Genomic DNA, 15,935 nt, shown 5'->3' on the forward strand with positions numbered 1-15,935 from the left:
CCTCACAACGACACGTTTAATTATTATGATGCGACTCGATCAACTGTTAGTCAGCCAAGGGCTGGCCAGCTCACGCACCCGTGCCCAACGGCTTATTCGCCACGGGCGGGTACGCCTCGCCGAGAACGGCAAGCCACTCACCAAAGTGTCCGAAAAATGGCCTGAAGATACCTGCTTTGATATGGAAGATGACGCCGAAGAGCGCTATGTCTCCCGTGCAGGTTTGAAGCTTGAGGCAGTGCTGATAGCGCTTGAGCTGCGTTTTGACGACTGCGTTGTCCTCGATATCGGCCAATCCACCGGCGGTTTCACCGATTGCGCACTACGCTTTGGCGCTTGCCATGTTATTGGCGTGGAAGTCGGCCATGGCCAACTCGCTGCTGAACTCCGCAACGACCCTCGCGTGACTTGCCTGGAGGGGTTAAACGCGCGTTCGATGAGCAGCGCTAAAACGCTCAACAACCTACTGACGGCTCAGCCTATCGACAGCGCTGTAATGGACGTTTCGTTTATATCTCAAACGCTGATAATGCCCGAAATCGCCGCCTTGCTCCCAGCGGGCGGACAGTTGATCTCGCTGGTTAAACCCCAGTTTGAGCTGAACCCCGGCGCACTGGATAAACGCGGCATAGTACGCAATGCCAAACATTATGCAGAGGTTGAGGCCAATATTCGTAGCGCCTGCCACGCCTGCGGACTCGTCATTCACCATTGGCAGGAGAGCCCCATCACCGGCGGCGACGGCAACCGCGAGTTTCTCCTCCACGCTGTAAAAGTGGCTTAACTCGATGCGGGAGGCGTTAGCTCGCTAGCCGACTGCACTTTAACCGCCTCACCCTGCTCCGGGTGCAGCCATACATCCATCTGCTCAAAGGCCACACGGACATTCGCTTCGCGAAATAGCTGGTCTACCCTGCAATTAATTTCATCGGCAGCAAATAGCCGATCGAGCAGATCGTTGACAAAAATACGCAACTCAAAATTAAGACTATGTTGTCCATAGCTCAAGCAGAAAACCTGGGGTTCTGGGTCGGTGAGTACGCGGGGGTTTTCATCCGCGGCCTTGCGAAGCAACTGGTGCACCTTGGGCATATCTGAACCGTGGGCCACGCCATAGGTGAGAACGACACGTGTAATATTATCCGACAGCGACCAGTTAATAAGTTGGTCGGTCACGAATGTTTTATTGGGGATAATGATCTCTTTGCGATCAAAGTCAGTCACGGTGGTCGCACGGATGCGGATACGGCTGACAGTGCCATGCAAATTACCAAGCGTAATGGTATCGCCAATACGAATGGGGCGTTCAAACAGAATGATCAAGCCCGATATAAAGTTGGCAAAAATCTCCTGTAGACCAAACCCTAACCCGACACTTAACGCTGCCACCAGCCATTGAAGCTTGTCCCATGAAACACCCAGCGTCGCCAACCCCATCACGATACCGGTGCCGACAATCGTGTAGGAGAGCAAAGAGCTAATCGCGTAGGCGCTGCCCTGCTTCAATGACAGCCTCGACAACACCATGACTTCCAGCAGGCCGGGTAAATTACGTGCCATAATAAACGTAATGGCAACGATCAGCAGGGCAGCAAATATATCTGAGATCGACAGAACGTTATCGACCAGATCTCCCTCTTGTGCTTCCCACAGCGAAACGTTATCCAAATAGCCAAGCACCGAAAGCAAGTCCGACCATACTAGATAAAGCAATACACTGAAGCCGATCAGCAAAATCAATTTGGAAAGCCGTAACGATTGGCTATTGATCTGTTCCATATCTAGCGGCGGCTCTTCTACCACTTCCAGGCCCCCTTCTGCGCCCTCTTGCACCTGAGCCCGGCGACGCGCTAACGCACGGCGGTAGGCAAGACGCCGTGCGGCGACGGCTAAGCTCCTGACCAGGGTAGCTTCGACGACGACCCACAGTCCCAGCAGGTAAAGCGTGATAGCAAACCGCGCCACTAAGCGCAGCGCAGTGTATTCATATCCCCACACCACCAAGCCCAGCAGGATCAAAGGCACCGATGCCATCGCCAGCCCTAGCAGCAAGCGAAACAGGCGAACGCCAAAGATAGGAATATGTGCCAATATCAGCTGCGCTAACCACCAACTCATGGCTAACAAGCCACACGATAACAACATCAGCGCCACAGGGCGTAGCGCCAACGGGGTTTCCATTTCTCCTGACATAGCCGCAATGCCGATTACAGGCACCAAGGCGATACCTAAGCCACGTAAGAGTTGGCGTAGACGGGCACTGTATTGCGGTGACCAGGTGAAGTGACGCTCAGCTACGCCATCGGCCACCAGCAGCCTGCGCGCCCATGCGATCACGGCCCAACTTAAGGCCAATTGAAGCATCGCTGGGGCGACGCTGTTTGCCAACGGCCCCGCCGGCCCGAGCAGCCCAACACCAACGCCTGCTAGCACTAAGGGACCAGAGAGAGCCAATAATGCATTTAGCAACACCGCCTTCGGCGTGTGCAGTTGAGTGTCACTTTTTAGCCGGCCAATTTGCGAATGAATCTTGGCTAGACGTGCTTTAATCTGTCGCCTCAACCCCATAAGCAGCAGGCCCAGCACCACTAGCGGTGCTCCTTTTAGCACTTCCCAAGAGAGCCCTTGCCAACGGGCGGGCAAAATGGCACGCCACTCCCCCTCCTGCCACTCTAAACGTAAATTATTGGGCAATTGACGCAGCCAGTTAAAGTCCAGAGGGCGACTATTGGCGACCCAAAAAAGTTGTTCATCGATGGTTTCGCGTAGCTCACTGGTTGTCGTCAAAAGCTGCTGTTGATTCAGCTGTAGCTCGATCGCCGCACTCAACAAGCTGCCATAAGACTGTTCCAACTGTTCGACAAGCTCACGACGGGATTGATAGAGCCGCGAGAGGGAGTCTACTAGGCTTGGCGTTGCCTCTATGCCTGCCTCCGATAGCCGCCTAACGGCAAACTGCTCGCTTTGGCGTAACTGGTCACGCTGGCGGACTAAATCAAACTGTTTAAGGCGTAGATCGGCAATTTCGTCTTGCAAATTACGCGGTGTCGCTAACGGGGGTAGTGATTTACGTTGTTCACGCAGAATTCGCGACAGCAGTTGACTGCCACGAATAGCCTCAATCTGCTCATTAAGGCTGCGCTGCAGTTGGCGTACATGTTCCAACTGGCGCTGGGCTTCGATATTTTCGCGCACGATACTGTTAGCGCGATCTGTCGCTCGCAATAACTCAAGGCTTAATGCCTGGTTGGTTTGCTGCGCCTGCACCACCACAGGATGCCCTGCGGCAATGAGCGGATTGTCCCGGGCGGCATCGGCAATGGCTTGCTCGGAGGCCAGCCGACGCTGCCGATCAATCACACCTTGAAGCATGCTTAGTTGCTGCTCTTGATAATCAATCTGTAGCATCAATACATCGCGGCGCTGCTGCGCTAATTCACGCAGGCGGCTGTTAGCGCTTAGCTCGCGCTGGTAAAAGCTTACTTCGCGGTCGGCAAGTGCCCGTTCTAGACGTAATTGAATAAGGCGTGGGTCGTTCAACGCAGAAAGTTGGCGATCCGCCAGCAAAGCCTCGCGCTCATCGTGCTGTCGGCGTAAACTCTCTGCGCGCTGAAGGGTTTCAGCGATAGATTGTTGAGCACGCTCAGGAAGTGTTTGGGCGGCCAGCAGTTGGGAGTTCACTTCCGCTAGCTGGCTTTGCAACTCTTGAAGCTCGACCACTGCGCCAGTTTGCAGAGTTTCCAGTTCGTCGAGAGGCAGGTCGCTTAAGTCGGCAACTGAAAGCTGCTGCGAGGCGTCTTCAGCCTCGCTCAGCTCACGCTGAAGACGTGCCAGCAGCTCGGGGGCTTGTTCTACACGCGTATCTAACGCAGCTAGACGCTCCTCAAGAGAGGCCAGCCGCTCATAAGCGTCAAGGGACGCCTCTAAGGCTTCTTTGTCACTAGTCTGCTGAGCAGTTAATGTCCCTTCAAGCGCTTCCAACTGAGCAAGCCTTGATGCCAGTTCAGCCTGCTCAGGCACTCGCTCAAGCATATTGGCTTGGAGCGCGGCGTGGGCTGGGTTAGCGGTACCGCTGATAATGAATAGCAAGAATAAACACGATATGAACCACTTACAGGTGTATCTCACCACGTTACTTATGCCTCATTGACATCAATCGCTCCGTAGATACGGATAATGGGGCTATTGTCAGGCGTTCTGATAACAAGCGCAATCAGAGGTGTTGACTTCCTTAGGCGGCGTGATAGAAACAAACTTGGCTTTTGCCTCTTCATTCATTTTGCGAGTCACCTCGATGGTCACCCGAAAACTGCCGTTCACAAAACTTATTATCCTACTGAGCTTTGCTACTTTTAGTGCCAATGCCTTCGCTGCTTCTCAACAAGAGATAGAAGAGCGTATACGCGCCCTCAATGCTGAGTTATACGATTTACATCAGCAGCTGCAGCAGGTAGAGAGCCCCGAAGACGCCGCTCAAGGCGTCCCATTTGAGCCATTGCCGGAAGAAGCGGCGCGGGAAGATTTAAGTGAGCGCCGTGAACTTGAGCAGGAATCTAGCCGGAATCCGTTCTCAATCACAACGCACCACACTAATTATCTGTTTCCGGTTAGCTTCAATGCGAATAAGAACCGCGAAAGCTTTCGCAATATTTCAGATGATGGCGAAGTGAATAGCGTAGAGCTTAAATTCCAGTTCAGCGCCAAGGTGAATCTAATTGAGGAAGTATTCGGCAACTACGGCGACGTCTATTTTGGTTACACCCAGCGCAGTTGGTGGCAGGCTTACAACACTGACGCCTCGTCACCATTCAGGGAAACTAACTACGAGCCTGAAGTTTTTATCGACTTCGACAATGCATGGGGCGCGCTAGGCTGGGTGAACACGCGTAATAGAGTGGCGTTGAATCATCAGTCTAATGGGCGCTCAGATCCTCATTCACGTAGCTGGAATCGCGTTTATCTTGAAAGCACTTTCCAGCGGGGTGATTGGGCGTTCACTCTAGCTCCCCATTGGCGTATACCAGAATCCTCAGAAGATGATGACAACCCTGATATCGAGCGCTACATGGGCTATGGGGATATTCGCCTCGCCAAACGTCTCAATAACAACCATGAAGTAAGCGGGCTACTGCGCGGCAATCCAAGCGCTGGCAACATAGGCACACAGATAGATTACAGCTGGCCCGCTTTCAACAGCTTGCGTGCACATGTACAGTATTACTACGGCTACGGTGAGAGCATGATCGATTACGATCACCGTGTTCATCGCTTAAGCCTTGGGTTTAGTCTTAACCCCTTATTTAGTGCGACAGGACTGAACCGATAGATGCCTTTGCTTGTCTGTAAGCAAGTGGCTGCTATCTTTATTGCAGCTTATCATTCATTCGCCCAAGGAAGACTCCATGGCTAAACGTCAATCCACTTACTCTACTCAAGCTGATCAACTCAAAGATGATTTGCGCCACTTAAGTGAAACCGTTGAAGAGCTCGTCAATGCGACAGCTAAGGACGCCAGCGGAGAGATGAACGATCTACGTAGTCGCGCCGAGCGCCGTTTAAAAGATACCCGTGCACGTCTTGAAGCTCGTGGTGAACGTATCTATGACGATACCCGTGATTCACTGACTCACCAAGCTGATGCATGCGACCGCTACGTTCATGAAAACCCCTGGACGAGCATTGGTATTGGTACCGCAGTGGGTATGGTTGTGGGTATGCTGCTCGGTCGCCGCTAATGGCTTTGGGTCCAACCCAACGCGTCTTCTCTGCTGCCAAACGCTTACTGAAATCGCTGATAGCTAATAGCGAAACCCGTCTGCGTTTGGCGGTGTTTGAGTTAGAAGAAGAGCGTGCTCGTATATTGGTCCTCCTTCTTCTTGCAGGAGCAAGCCTATTGTTGCTCTTGTTAGGTATTGCCACGCTGACAGCGCTTGTAGTGGTGCTGTTCTGGGATACCTATCGCTTAACAGCGATTGCTATTAGTGCAGGGGTGTTGATAGGGGCTAGTTTGCTGCTTGCATGGATGGCTATCCGCCAGTCCAAGCAACACTCTCTTTTAAAAGAGACACTCAAACAACTTGCCGCTGATCGAGCACTGCTTGAGGAGCCAAGTGATGAAACCATCCGCAGACACCGCTAAAACGCTACCTAAGCCACCAAGTCGTGCTGAGCGCAAGGCGCTGCTGCTGGCTGAATTAGAACAGCAGCGTATAGATATTTTGGTGGATAGCGAATATCTGCAACAAGCCGCTTCACCACTGGATAAGAACTGGCAAAGCGTCAAATTGCCTCTCTACGCAGTCGGCGGCTTTGCCGCATTCAAGCTGATGCGCCACCCAGGCGGTGCAATGGCGGCAGGCAGAAAAGTACTTGCGGGCTACATGCTACTCAAGAAACTTAAATTATTAGCCAAAGTGGCTACTTAAGCACAATGCTAATAGCCTGGGCTAGTGGGGTCGTCTAGCAGGATTGCCCGCAGGCTACGCCACTCGCCCAAGCCCATTGAAAATTATACCCGCCTAGCTCCCCTGTCACATCCAGCACTTCACCGATAAAGCGCAATTGCGGCAATCCTTTAACTTCAAACGTTTTTGACGATAGTTCATCGGTATTGACCCCACCCATGGTCACTTCAGCGGTGCGCCAGCCTTCAGTTCCCGCTGGCTTTAGTTGCCATGTATTAAGCCTGCCTGCCCACTCATCCAGCGCCTGGTTTGCATATTGGGCCAATGGGCGTGCTGGGTCATGATCGGGATACCACTCCAACAGAGACTGGGCCAAGCGCTTCGGAAAGCGTTCCGTAAGCCACGTAGAAAGCTGTCGTTTGGGGGTAGCTTGGCGTGCCTCACGCAGCGATTCGGCCACATTTTCTTCGGGCAGTAGATCAATTGTTATTGGCTTTCCAGGCTGCCAAACACTGGATACCTGGAGCATCGCTGGTCCTGATAAGCCACGATGAGTAAACAACATAGGGTCGACAAAGCGATGGCGGCCTTCAGCACTAACCGCCACCGGCACGCTCAATCCAGAAAGCTCCGCCGCCCGCGCCTTCCAGGTATCACTCAAGGTAAAGGGCACCAGCCCAGGGCGGGTCTCAAACACCTCCAAGCCAAATTGGCGGGCAAGATCGTAGCCAAACCCCGTCGCCCCCATAGTGGGAATAGAAAGCCCACCACTGGCCACCACCACCACACCCGCATCTATCTTCCCTATAGAGGTCGTTAGCTGCATGGCATCGCCCTGCTGCTCGACACGGCTGATCTGTGTACTCAGCGCTATTTCAACCCCAGCCCACTCACATTCGGTGAGTAGTGTGCGGACAATTTCTTTGGCGGATGTCGCACAAAATAGCTGTCCCGGTGTTTTTTCCACATACTCAACCCCATGACGCTCAACGAGCTCCACAAAGTGTTCAGGACGGTAACGTTTAAGCGCCGAAATACAAAAGTAAGGATTTGAAGAGTAAAAATGCTGTGGTGTAGTGCCGAGATTGGTAAAGTTGCAGCGGCCACCACCGGACATCAGGATTTTTTTGCCCGCTTTTTTAGCATGATCAAGCACTAAGACCCGCTTTCCAGTATAGCCCGCTTGTGCAGCGCACATTAGACCTGCGGCGCCGGCACCAATAATGACAACGTCATAGATCATAATGAATAGTTCATGATAGATGGCTTAAAGGGCGGCATAAAGGACGGCTCCTGGGCTAAAACAGGCATTCTATCAGGGCTAAGCCTTAGAATTTCTTATGTTATTAAATTACTACGCATAATATATGTATAAATATTTCCAACGCTGAGAACACTATGCATTTATTTTTTCACCAAAGACGGCACGCGCGACATACGCTTGTTGCTCTTGCGCTGCTGTTATCGAATGTGACGTTTGCCCAATCAGCGCCCTCGGTCATCGGCACACGAGCAATAATGACCACCTGGTCAGACCCCCTTGAAGCCTTGGGCACGCTGAGTGCCGATGAAAGCGTCACGCTATCGACCACCGTCACGGACATTATTGCTGAAATCAATTTTAGTGATGGCGAACAGGTTAAAGCGGGCCGGTTACTTATTCGACTTGAGGATGCTGAAGAGCAAGCTCAATTAAGAGCTTCACAAGCACTTCGTGAAGAGCGTCGCAACGCCTCGAACCGTTCCTCGCAGTTGCAGGAACGTAACTTAGCGGCCCGCGCCGACGTGGAAGATAGTCAGTCCCGCCTGCGCCAAGCAGAAGCTGATATACAAGCGATTGAAGCCCAGCTAGCCAATTACCAAATAAAAGCCCCCTTCAGCGGACGCGTTGGTTTCCGCAATATCAGCGTGGGTGCCCTGGTCACACCGGGCATGAACTTAGTGACCCTCGATAAACTGGATGTCATGAAGCTCGACTTCAGCGTTCCCGAAGTGTTTCTAGGTCGCCTTTCGCCAGGATTAATGCTAAATGCCACCACTGCCGCCTACCCTGACGACATTTTTAGTGGCGAAATCGCCACCATCGGCACGCGGGTCGATCCGGTAACGCGCAGCATCAATGTGCGTGCTGAGCTTGATAATGCAGATGGTCGACTGCGCCCTGGCATGCTGATGGAGGTTGTCGTTCAGCAACACGTACGCGACACCATTGTAATCCCTGAGGCAGCCATTGAACCCAGTGGAGACCGTCATTTTGTGATGCTAATCGAACAAGGTGATGACGCGACACGTTTAACACGACGCGAAATTGTGATCGGTGAGCGGCGTAATGGTGAAGTGGAAATTCTAGAGGGGCTATCCGCTGGCGATTTAATAGTCGTCCATGGCTTACAGCTAGCCCGAGATGGCCAAGAGGCAAGATTGATCGGCATTACCGATGACGAGACCGGTATTCGAGCATTACTGGAGGCTGACCGCTAATGCGTCTTTCGGATATTTCCGTTCAGCGCCCCGTCTTGGCAATGGTGATTGCAGCCTTGATTATCGCGTTTGGCTTATTGGCACTCAACCGCCTGCCGTTACAAGAGTATCCGACGATTGATCCGCCGGTAGTCACCATTGACACCCGCTACCCGGGGGCATCAGCTAGCGTTGTTGAAACGCGAATCACCCAAGTACTTGAAGACCGTATCGCGGGCGTTGAAGGCATTGAGCTAATTACCTCGCAAAGCGAGGACGGGCGCTCTCAGATTGAAATCGAATTTGGCATTGATATGGACATTAATGCCGCCGCCAATGATATTCGTGATCGCATATCCGGCGCCCTTCGCAACCTACCCGATGATGCTGATAACCCGGAGGTGACCAAAGCCGATAGCAGTGAAGAGATTGTGGTGTGGCTCAGCCTTTCTGGCGAAGAGTACTCCATCACTGAACTTACCGACTACGCTAACCGCTTCTTGGTCGACAGCCTTTCTGTTCAGCCGGGTGTAGCACGGGTGCGTGTGGGCGGCGGCAGCGACTACGCCATGCGGGTATGGGTGGACCGTAATGCGCTAGCCGCGCGGGGCCTCACTGTGAGCGATATCGAAGATGCGCTACGGGCGGAAAACGTTGAACTGCCAGCAGGCTCGATTGAGTCCGAAGATAGGCAGTTTATTGTTCGCCTTCCCCGCAGCTTTGCCAACGCCGAGGATTTTCAGCGTCTTGCTCTTAATGCTCCCCGCAATCCTTCCCCCAATCAGGGCGAAAGCGGCTATCTGGTTCGCCTTGCCGATGTAGCAAGGGTAGAAGTCGGCGCGGTAGAGGACCGCTCTGTTTTCCGCTCCAACGGCGTCCCCATGGTCGGCCTTGGCATGATCATGCAGTCGACAGCCAATGTTGTAGAGCTTTCTGAAGCGGTGCAGGTGGAGTTAGAGCGGCTGCAGGGTACGCTGCCTGAAGGGATGTCACTGAGCTTGAACTACGACGCCTCACTGTTTGTTTCGGGGGCAATTGAACAGGTCGTCATGACACTATTCATCGCCATGGGCTTAGTCGTGGTGGTGATGTTCATGTTTTTAGGCAATTTGCGCACCACCCTAGTCCCTGCGGTGACCGTGCCTATTGCCGTTATTGGTGCCTTTACCGCTCTTGCCGTGATGAACTTCTCGATCAACCTGTTAACGCTGCTAGCGCTGGTGCTTGCCATTGGCTTGATTGTTGATGACGCCATCGTGGTACTGGAGAATATTAATCGGCGTATGCACGACTACGGCGAAACGCCTTTAGTCGCCGCCTTTCGAGGTACCCGGCAAATCGCCTTTGCCGTTATTGCTACCACGCTCGTATTAGTAGCGGTATTCGTGCCCCTTAGCATGCTGCAGGGCGATATTGGCCGGCTGTTTTCCGAGTTCGCGCTTACCATGGCCGCTGCGGTCGTAGTCTCTACCCTGCTCGCACTGACACTCACTCCCATGATGGCGTCGAAAATACTTAAGCCGGGCATGCACGACAGCCGCATTGGCAAAGCCGTGCAGTGGCTGCTTAGCGGCACACAACGGCGCTATCAAACTGCCCTTGAGTGGATGCTCACTATGCGCTGGCTGGTAGTGGCCCTGTTTGTGTTGCTAATTGCCGCCACCGCTTGGCTGGCCACAGTACTGCCGAACGAATACACCCCGCAGGAGGATCGCGGTAACTTCATCGTATTAGTGAATGGCCCTGAAGGGGCTACCTTCGACTACATGATGGATTACATGGATGAAATCGAAGCACGCATGGCGCCTCTGGTCGAGAGCGGCGAGCTGGAACGGGTGGTGGTCCGTGCCCCACGCGGCTACGGCAATATCGAGAACTTCAACAGCGGCTTTATCATCGTCAATATGGCCGACTGGGGCAGCCGACGTAGCGCCTGGGAAATCATGGCCGAAGTGCGTCAAACCCTGAGCACATTACCGGGGGTGCAAGCCTTCCCTGTGATGCGCCAAGGCTTTGGACAACGCACCCAAAAGCCGGTGCAGTTTGTGCTGGGCGGAGGGACGTATGAGGAGCTAGCCCGCTGGCGCGATACATTGATAGATCATGTGCGCGAAAACAACCCGCGCTTAATGGCTTTGGAGAGCAACTACAACGAGACTCAGCCGCAACTGCGGGTGGAAATTGATTACGAGCGCGCCGCATCGTTAGGGGTTACTGTTACTGAGATCGGCAGAACACTGGAGGTACTGTTAGGCGGCCGTAATGTTACCCGCTACGTGGATGATGGCGAAGAGTACGATGTTATTCTGGAAGGCGACCGCGGCAGTCAGAACAGCCCCAGAGCATTGGATAACATCCAGGTTCGCTCTGCACGTACCGGCGAGCTGATTCCTCTGGCCAGTCTCGTCACCCTTTCCGACTTTGCGGGCGCCAGCACCTTAAATCGCTTTGACCGTATACGCGCCATTACCATTGAAGCTAACCTAGCGGATGGCTATCCGCTAGGCGAGGCACTGACATATCTAGAAGAAGCTGCCGCTGAGCTACTACCGGAAGAGGCACAAACCAATGTGGCCGGAGCGTCGCGTGATTTCCAGCAGGCCAGCGGTGCCACCGCATTTCTGTTGATACTGGGAGCTTTAGTTGTCTTCTTGGTGCTCGCTGCCCAATTTGAGAGTTTGATTCACCCCTTTGTGATTATGCTCACGGTGCCATTGGCGATGAGTGGTGCGTTGTTTGCCCTGCTCCTGAGCGGTCAATCGTTAAATATTTACAGCCAAGTGGGGCTGGTACTGCTAATTGGCCTAGCCGCTAAAAACGGCATACTCATTGTTGAGTTTGTAAATCAGCTACGCGACGAGGGCCAAGCGTTCCGAACAGCGTTAATTGAAGCCTCGGTCACGCGCTTAAGGCCGATATTGATGACGGCCGTGACGACGATGGCCGGTGCCATCCCGCTGATTATATCAACCGGCCCTGGTGCCGAATCGCGTCTGGTGATTGGCACCGTGATCATGGCGGGGGTAGGTTCGGCAACGCTGTTTACGCTCTTTGTGGTTCCTGTGGCTTACGACCTACTGGCACGCCACACAGGATCGCCAGGCGCAGTGAAGCGACAACTTGAGGATGAAATCGCTAATGCTCCAACGGCAAATCAGTTGCCCACGGGTAATGCAGAAAAGTAGCCCGCGTCATTAAAAAAGGCTTCCCATAAAATTGGGAAGCCCTTTCTCTGAACCAGCTCTGAACTAACGTTGCTGTTGGCTGTTACTCACACTCACCCAAGTGCTCGCCTTCAATCACTGTATTCATACTCAGCTCGCCCATGGGCGACTGGGTCAGAATATCGACGCTGCCTTCAATACGCTCACCCATAAAGCGCATTTCGCCATCGATGGTGGCTTCGCCACCCTCAGCACGACACACCATGCTGTAGCTTAGGCCGTCCGCGTTCAATTCCTGGTCGAGCAGCTCACAGCCCTCTTCTTCCTCGATGAAGCCGAATTCAGCGCCCTCAAGCTCTTCTTGGGTAATGCACTGGCGCTCGGTTTCGGTTTGATCCGGAATTTCCATTTCGCCGCTGACGCTGGTTTTGCTGACAAATTCCCACTCACCAGCAGCCACATTAGGGGTTTCAGCCAACGCGACCATCGGAAAGGCCACCAGGGCCGCTACTGCCATGTTACGTAACATCATCGCTACTCTCACTGCGTTGCTTAAGGAACCAGCGAATATCCTACCTGATTCACTCTCACGATGCCCTACCTAGCGATCACACTGCTACACTCTATGTTTAATCAATGCCTGACTTTGCGCACCGACTATAAAGGTAGTTAACCATGCATGACGATGCCCTGGTCAATTATGACTTTCATTGCCCTTACTGCGACTCACCGCTGACCTTTCTGATTGATACTTCTCAGGGTAGCCACGAAACCTGGGAAGATTGCCATCAGTGCTGCGCGCCCATCCAGCTACAAATCATTGTCTCACCAATGAGTGGAGAGCTCGATAGCGTTGTCGCTGGACGCGACGATGATGTTCTATAGCAGATCTAAGCTTCTCGTAGCGCTGCCTTCCGCCTAGTCTCGTTACGGCGCATAAAAAACCAAGCCAATAGTGTTGCCAAGGATACGATCAATATAATCAACGTGGCGAGTGCATTAATCTTCGGCGATACGCCCATACGCACCGATGAAAATACCACCATCGGCAGGGTATTCGCCCCAGGACCTGAAACAAAGCTGGCAATCACTAAATCGTCCAAGGAGAGCGTAAACGCCAGCAGCCAACCTGCCGCCAATGCCGGCGTAATGATCGGTAGTGTGATGGAAAAGAAGGTTTTCACTGGCGGCGAGCCTAAATCCATGGCGGCCTCTTCAATCGAATGATCTACTTCACGCAGGCGCGCTGCCACCACCACCGCCACATAGGCACTGCAAAACGTGGTGTGGGCAATCCAGATCGTCGCCATGCCCCGATCGGCAGGCCAACCGGTTATTTGCGCCATTTGAACAAACAGCAGCAGTAGCGACAGGCCAGTAATCACCTCGGGCATCACTAGCGGCGCCGTCACCATACTGGAGAGCGCCGTTTTACCCCGAAAATGGCCGTAGCGGGTCATTACAAACGCTGCCACAGTCCCCAAGCAAACCGCCATGCTGGCTGCAAAAAATGCAATGCGCAGGCTCGTCCACACCGCCGACAAAATCTGCTGATCGCGAAATAGCTCGCCGTACCATTGAGTGGAAAAGCCCGCCCACACCGTGACCAGTTTCGAGGCGTTAAATGAATACACCACCAACACAAACATGGGCAGGTAAAGGAACAGCAGGCCAAGCACCAGCATGAACGTCGAGAAGTTGATCCTCCGTAGGCGGCTCATGACGCTAACTCCCGGGACTGGTAACGATGGAACCAGACAATCGGTACCAGTAATAACAACAGCATCACCATGGCTAGCGCTGACGCGACGGGCCAGTCGCGGTTAAGGAAAAACTCTTCCCACAACACCTTACCGATCATCAGTGTGTCCGGGCCGCCAAGCAATTCGGGAATCACGAACTCCCCAACCGCCGGAATAAACACCAGCATCGAACCGGCAATAATGCCTCCCATCGATAACGGCAGAGTAACTTTGATAAAGGTATTCAGTTTGCGCGAGCCAAGGTCAGCAGCGGCTTCCAATAAGGCGTTATCCAGCCGGGTTAGATGGGCATACAGCGGCAACACCATAAACGGCAAATAGGCGTAGACAATCCCAATGGTGACGGCAAACTGGGTATTCATCATACGCAGCGGCGAGTCAATCAGGCCTAGCCCTATCAATAGGTTATTAATCAACCCGCTGTTACTTAAAATTCCCATCCAGGCGTAAACCCGAATCAAAAAAGACGTCCAAGACGGCAGCATGACTAACAGCAGTAATAGCAACTGCCAGCGTGCCGGCGCCCTCGCCATCGCATAAGCCATCGGATAGCCTAGTAGCAAGCATGCTAGGGTGGCTATGAACGCTGTTTTTACCGAGCCCCAATACGCAGCTATATAGAGTGAATCCGAAAGTAAAAAGAGATAGTTACCAAGATTGAGAAATACATGCAGCGTCTGGTCAACGTACTCAAGCAGCGGACCATAGGGTGGAATCGCAATGGCTGCTTCGGACAAGCTGATCTTGAGCACCAGCGCAAAGGGCAGTAAAAAAAACAGCGTTAGCCACACAAGCGGAAACGCGATCACCGCTCGGCGCCCTAACTGCATGCGTTTGAACAGTGCTGAAGAAAGAGATGGCTTCATTAAAGGCAGTCTCCTCGCCGTAAGAAGTTCACCACACTAGCGGCTCCAGGCCCTAGCGATTCAAAACATGGGCGGTGCAGGATATTAACGGTTCAAGACGATGGTGCTGTGATCTTCCCAGTGAACATAAACGCTGTCTTCCCAGGTTGGGCGATCACCGCGACGTTCTGTATTGGCCATGCTGACCTTGATCATCTGGCCAGCGGCAGTACGCACATAATAGAGCGAAAAACCGCCCAAGTAGGCGATATCATCCACCTTCCCTTCTGCCCAGTTATATTCCGTGGTGGGCTTTTCACGGGTTAACCAGATTTTTTCTGGGCGCAACGCGACCCAAACCCGACGATCCATTGCCTGGGTAGTAATACCGTGGTCAATATAAATAGGTCGCTCAAGTGCCGGGGCGACGATGCGGCAATGGTCGGCAGCATCTTCGATAATTTCCCCTTCAAACAGGTTCACCGTGCCAACGAACTCAGCCACCATTCGGCTTGCCGGGCTTTCATAAATATCGATGGGTGAGCCGATCTGCTCGATCCAGCCATCGGCCATGATCGCCACGCGGTCGGCCATGGTCATGGCTTCTTCCTGGTCGTGGGTCACCATAATGCAGGTAACCCCTACCTGTTCGATAATTTCGACCACTTCCAGCTGCATTTCAGTGCGCAGTTTTTTATCCAGTGCACCCATGGGCTCGTCTAACAGCAACAGCTTTGGCCGCTTGGCGAGTGAGCGAGCCAGCGCTACCCGTTGGCGTTGCCCACCGGAAAGTTGATGCGGCTTACGCTTGGCAAAGCGCTCCATATGCACCAACTTGAGCATTTGTGCGACGCGGGCGTCGATATCCGCTTTCGGTAACTTGTCCTGTTTCAAGCCAAAAGCGATGTTCTGCGCCACCGTCATATGCGGAAATAGTGCATAGGACTGGAACATCATGTTGATGGGCCGCTTATGCGGGGGCATCGCGGTGATATTGACACCGTCTAACAAAATGCGCCCTTCCGTTGGCGTCTCAAACCCCGCCAACATCCGCAGCAAGGTTGATTTTCCTGATCCGGATCCGCCTAATAACGCGAAAATTTCGCCGCGCTTAACCTGCAAATTGACATCATCCACCGCCAGCGCATCATCAAATCGCTTGCTCAAGCGCTTAACTTCCAGCACTACATCCTCCGCAAACCGCGGGTTTTTTCCCTGAGGGCGTGGTGCTATAGGAAGGGAGGGTGAAGGAGATGAAGGCTCGTTCGACAGGGGTGTAGTGACCATTCGCCACTCCCA

Annotated in this window: 14 protein-coding genes; 8 read left to right on the forward strand and 6 right to left on the reverse strand. The window is 53.2% G+C overall.

The features are described from left to right. Positions 1-25 precede the first annotated feature (25 nt). On the forward strand, positions 26-784 hold the full coding sequence (locus ACUVOF_RS20315; protein WP_447046072.1) for a TlyA family RNA methyltransferase: 759 nt from the start codon (positions 26-28) through the stop codon (positions 782-784). Here the strand turns inward: ACUVOF_RS20315 and mscK are convergent. Beyond that, on the reverse strand, positions 781-4,089 hold the full coding sequence (gene mscK / locus ACUVOF_RS20320; RefSeq protein WP_447046073.1) for a mechanosensitive channel MscK: 3,309 nt from the start codon (positions 4,087-4,089) through the stop codon (positions 781-783). The genes ACUVOF_RS20315 and mscK overlap by 4 nt on opposite strands. A gap of 205 nt (positions 4,090-4,294) precedes the next feature. Here mscK and ACUVOF_RS20325 point away from each other — a divergent pair, with 205 nt between their 5' ends. The 4 genes from ACUVOF_RS20325 to ACUVOF_RS20340 all read left to right on the forward strand — a co-directional run bounded on the left by ACUVOF_RS20325 (position 4,295) and on the right by ACUVOF_RS20340 (position 6,425). After that, a complete protein-coding gene (locus tag ACUVOF_RS20325; RefSeq protein ID WP_447046074.1) occupies positions 4,295-5,326 on the forward strand; it encodes a phospholipase A in 1,032 nt (343 codons plus the stop codon). A 76-nt stretch (positions 5,327-5,402) separates the two neighbouring features. Further along, complete coding sequence (locus ACUVOF_RS20330) at positions 5,403-5,735, forward strand: DUF883 family protein (RefSeq protein ID WP_447046075.1); 333 nt, start codon at positions 5,403-5,405, stop codon at positions 5,733-5,735. Next, on the forward strand, positions 5,735-6,139 hold the full coding sequence (locus ACUVOF_RS20335) for a phage holin family protein (RefSeq protein WP_447046076.1): 405 nt from the start codon (positions 5,735-5,737) through the stop codon (positions 6,137-6,139). The genes ACUVOF_RS20330 and ACUVOF_RS20335 overlap by 1 nt, the downstream gene beginning before the upstream one ends. Beyond that, a complete protein-coding gene (locus tag ACUVOF_RS20340; RefSeq protein WP_113271149.1) occupies positions 6,114-6,425 on the forward strand; it encodes a YqjK family protein in 312 nt (103 codons plus the stop codon). The genes ACUVOF_RS20335 and ACUVOF_RS20340 overlap by 26 nt, the downstream gene beginning before the upstream one ends. Before the next feature lie 34 nt (positions 6,426-6,459). On the opposite strand, the gene ACUVOF_RS20345 is transcribed toward ACUVOF_RS20340, so the two are convergent. Continuing rightward, entirely contained in the window at positions 6,460-7,647 is a 1,188-nt protein-coding gene (locus ACUVOF_RS20345) for an NAD(P)/FAD-dependent oxidoreductase (RefSeq protein ID WP_447046077.1), read from the reverse strand. A gap of 155 nt (positions 7,648-7,802) precedes the next feature. On the opposite strand from ACUVOF_RS20345, the gene ACUVOF_RS20350 reads away from it, so the two are divergent. Beyond that, on the forward strand, positions 7,803-8,885 hold the full coding sequence (locus tag ACUVOF_RS20350; protein WP_447046078.1) for an efflux RND transporter periplasmic adaptor subunit: 1,083 nt from the start codon (positions 7,803-7,805) through the stop codon (positions 8,883-8,885). Further along, complete coding sequence (locus ACUVOF_RS20355) at positions 8,885-12,049, forward strand: efflux RND transporter permease subunit (protein WP_447046079.1); 3,165 nt, start codon at positions 8,885-8,887, stop codon at positions 12,047-12,049. The genes ACUVOF_RS20350 and ACUVOF_RS20355 overlap by 1 nt, the downstream gene beginning before the upstream one ends. A gap of 82 nt (positions 12,050-12,131) precedes the next feature. Here the strand turns inward: ACUVOF_RS20355 and ACUVOF_RS20360 are convergent, their stop codons facing one another. Next, positions 12,132-12,560, reverse strand: a complete 429-nt coding sequence (locus tag ACUVOF_RS20360) for a DUF3617 domain-containing protein (protein ID WP_447046080.1) — start codon at positions 12,558-12,560, stop codon at positions 12,132-12,134. A 143-nt stretch (positions 12,561-12,703) separates the two neighbouring features. Between ACUVOF_RS20360 and ACUVOF_RS20365 the strand changes: the two genes are divergently transcribed. After that, positions 12,704-12,913: a CPXCG motif-containing cysteine-rich protein gene (locus ACUVOF_RS20365; protein WP_113271145.1), complete on the forward strand. Its 210-nt coding sequence runs from the start codon at positions 12,704-12,706 to the stop codon at positions 12,911-12,913. A 5-nt stretch (positions 12,914-12,918) separates the two neighbouring features. Here the strand turns inward: ACUVOF_RS20365 and ACUVOF_RS20370 are convergent, their stop codons facing one another. The 3 genes from ACUVOF_RS20370 to potA all read right to left on the reverse strand — a co-directional run bounded on the left by ACUVOF_RS20370 (position 12,919) and on the right by potA (position 15,923). Next, positions 12,919-13,749, reverse strand: a complete 831-nt coding sequence (locus tag ACUVOF_RS20370; RefSeq protein WP_447046081.1) for an ABC transporter permease subunit — start codon at positions 13,747-13,749, stop codon at positions 12,919-12,921. Then, positions 13,746-14,657 carry an ABC transporter permease subunit gene (locus tag ACUVOF_RS20375; protein WP_447046082.1) on the reverse strand — a complete coding sequence of 304 codons (912 nt, stop codon included), beginning with the start codon at positions 14,655-14,657 and terminating at the stop codon, positions 13,746-13,748. The genes ACUVOF_RS20370 and ACUVOF_RS20375 overlap by 4 nt, the downstream gene beginning before the upstream one ends. 84 nt (positions 14,658-14,741) lie before the next feature. Further along, a complete protein-coding gene (potA, locus tag ACUVOF_RS20380) occupies positions 14,742-15,923 on the reverse strand; it encodes a polyamine ABC transporter ATP-binding protein (protein WP_113271142.1) in 1,182 nt (393 codons plus the stop codon). Positions 15,924-15,935 lie beyond the last annotated feature (12 nt).

This window comes from Vreelandella sp. H-I2, from assembly GCF_052959335.1.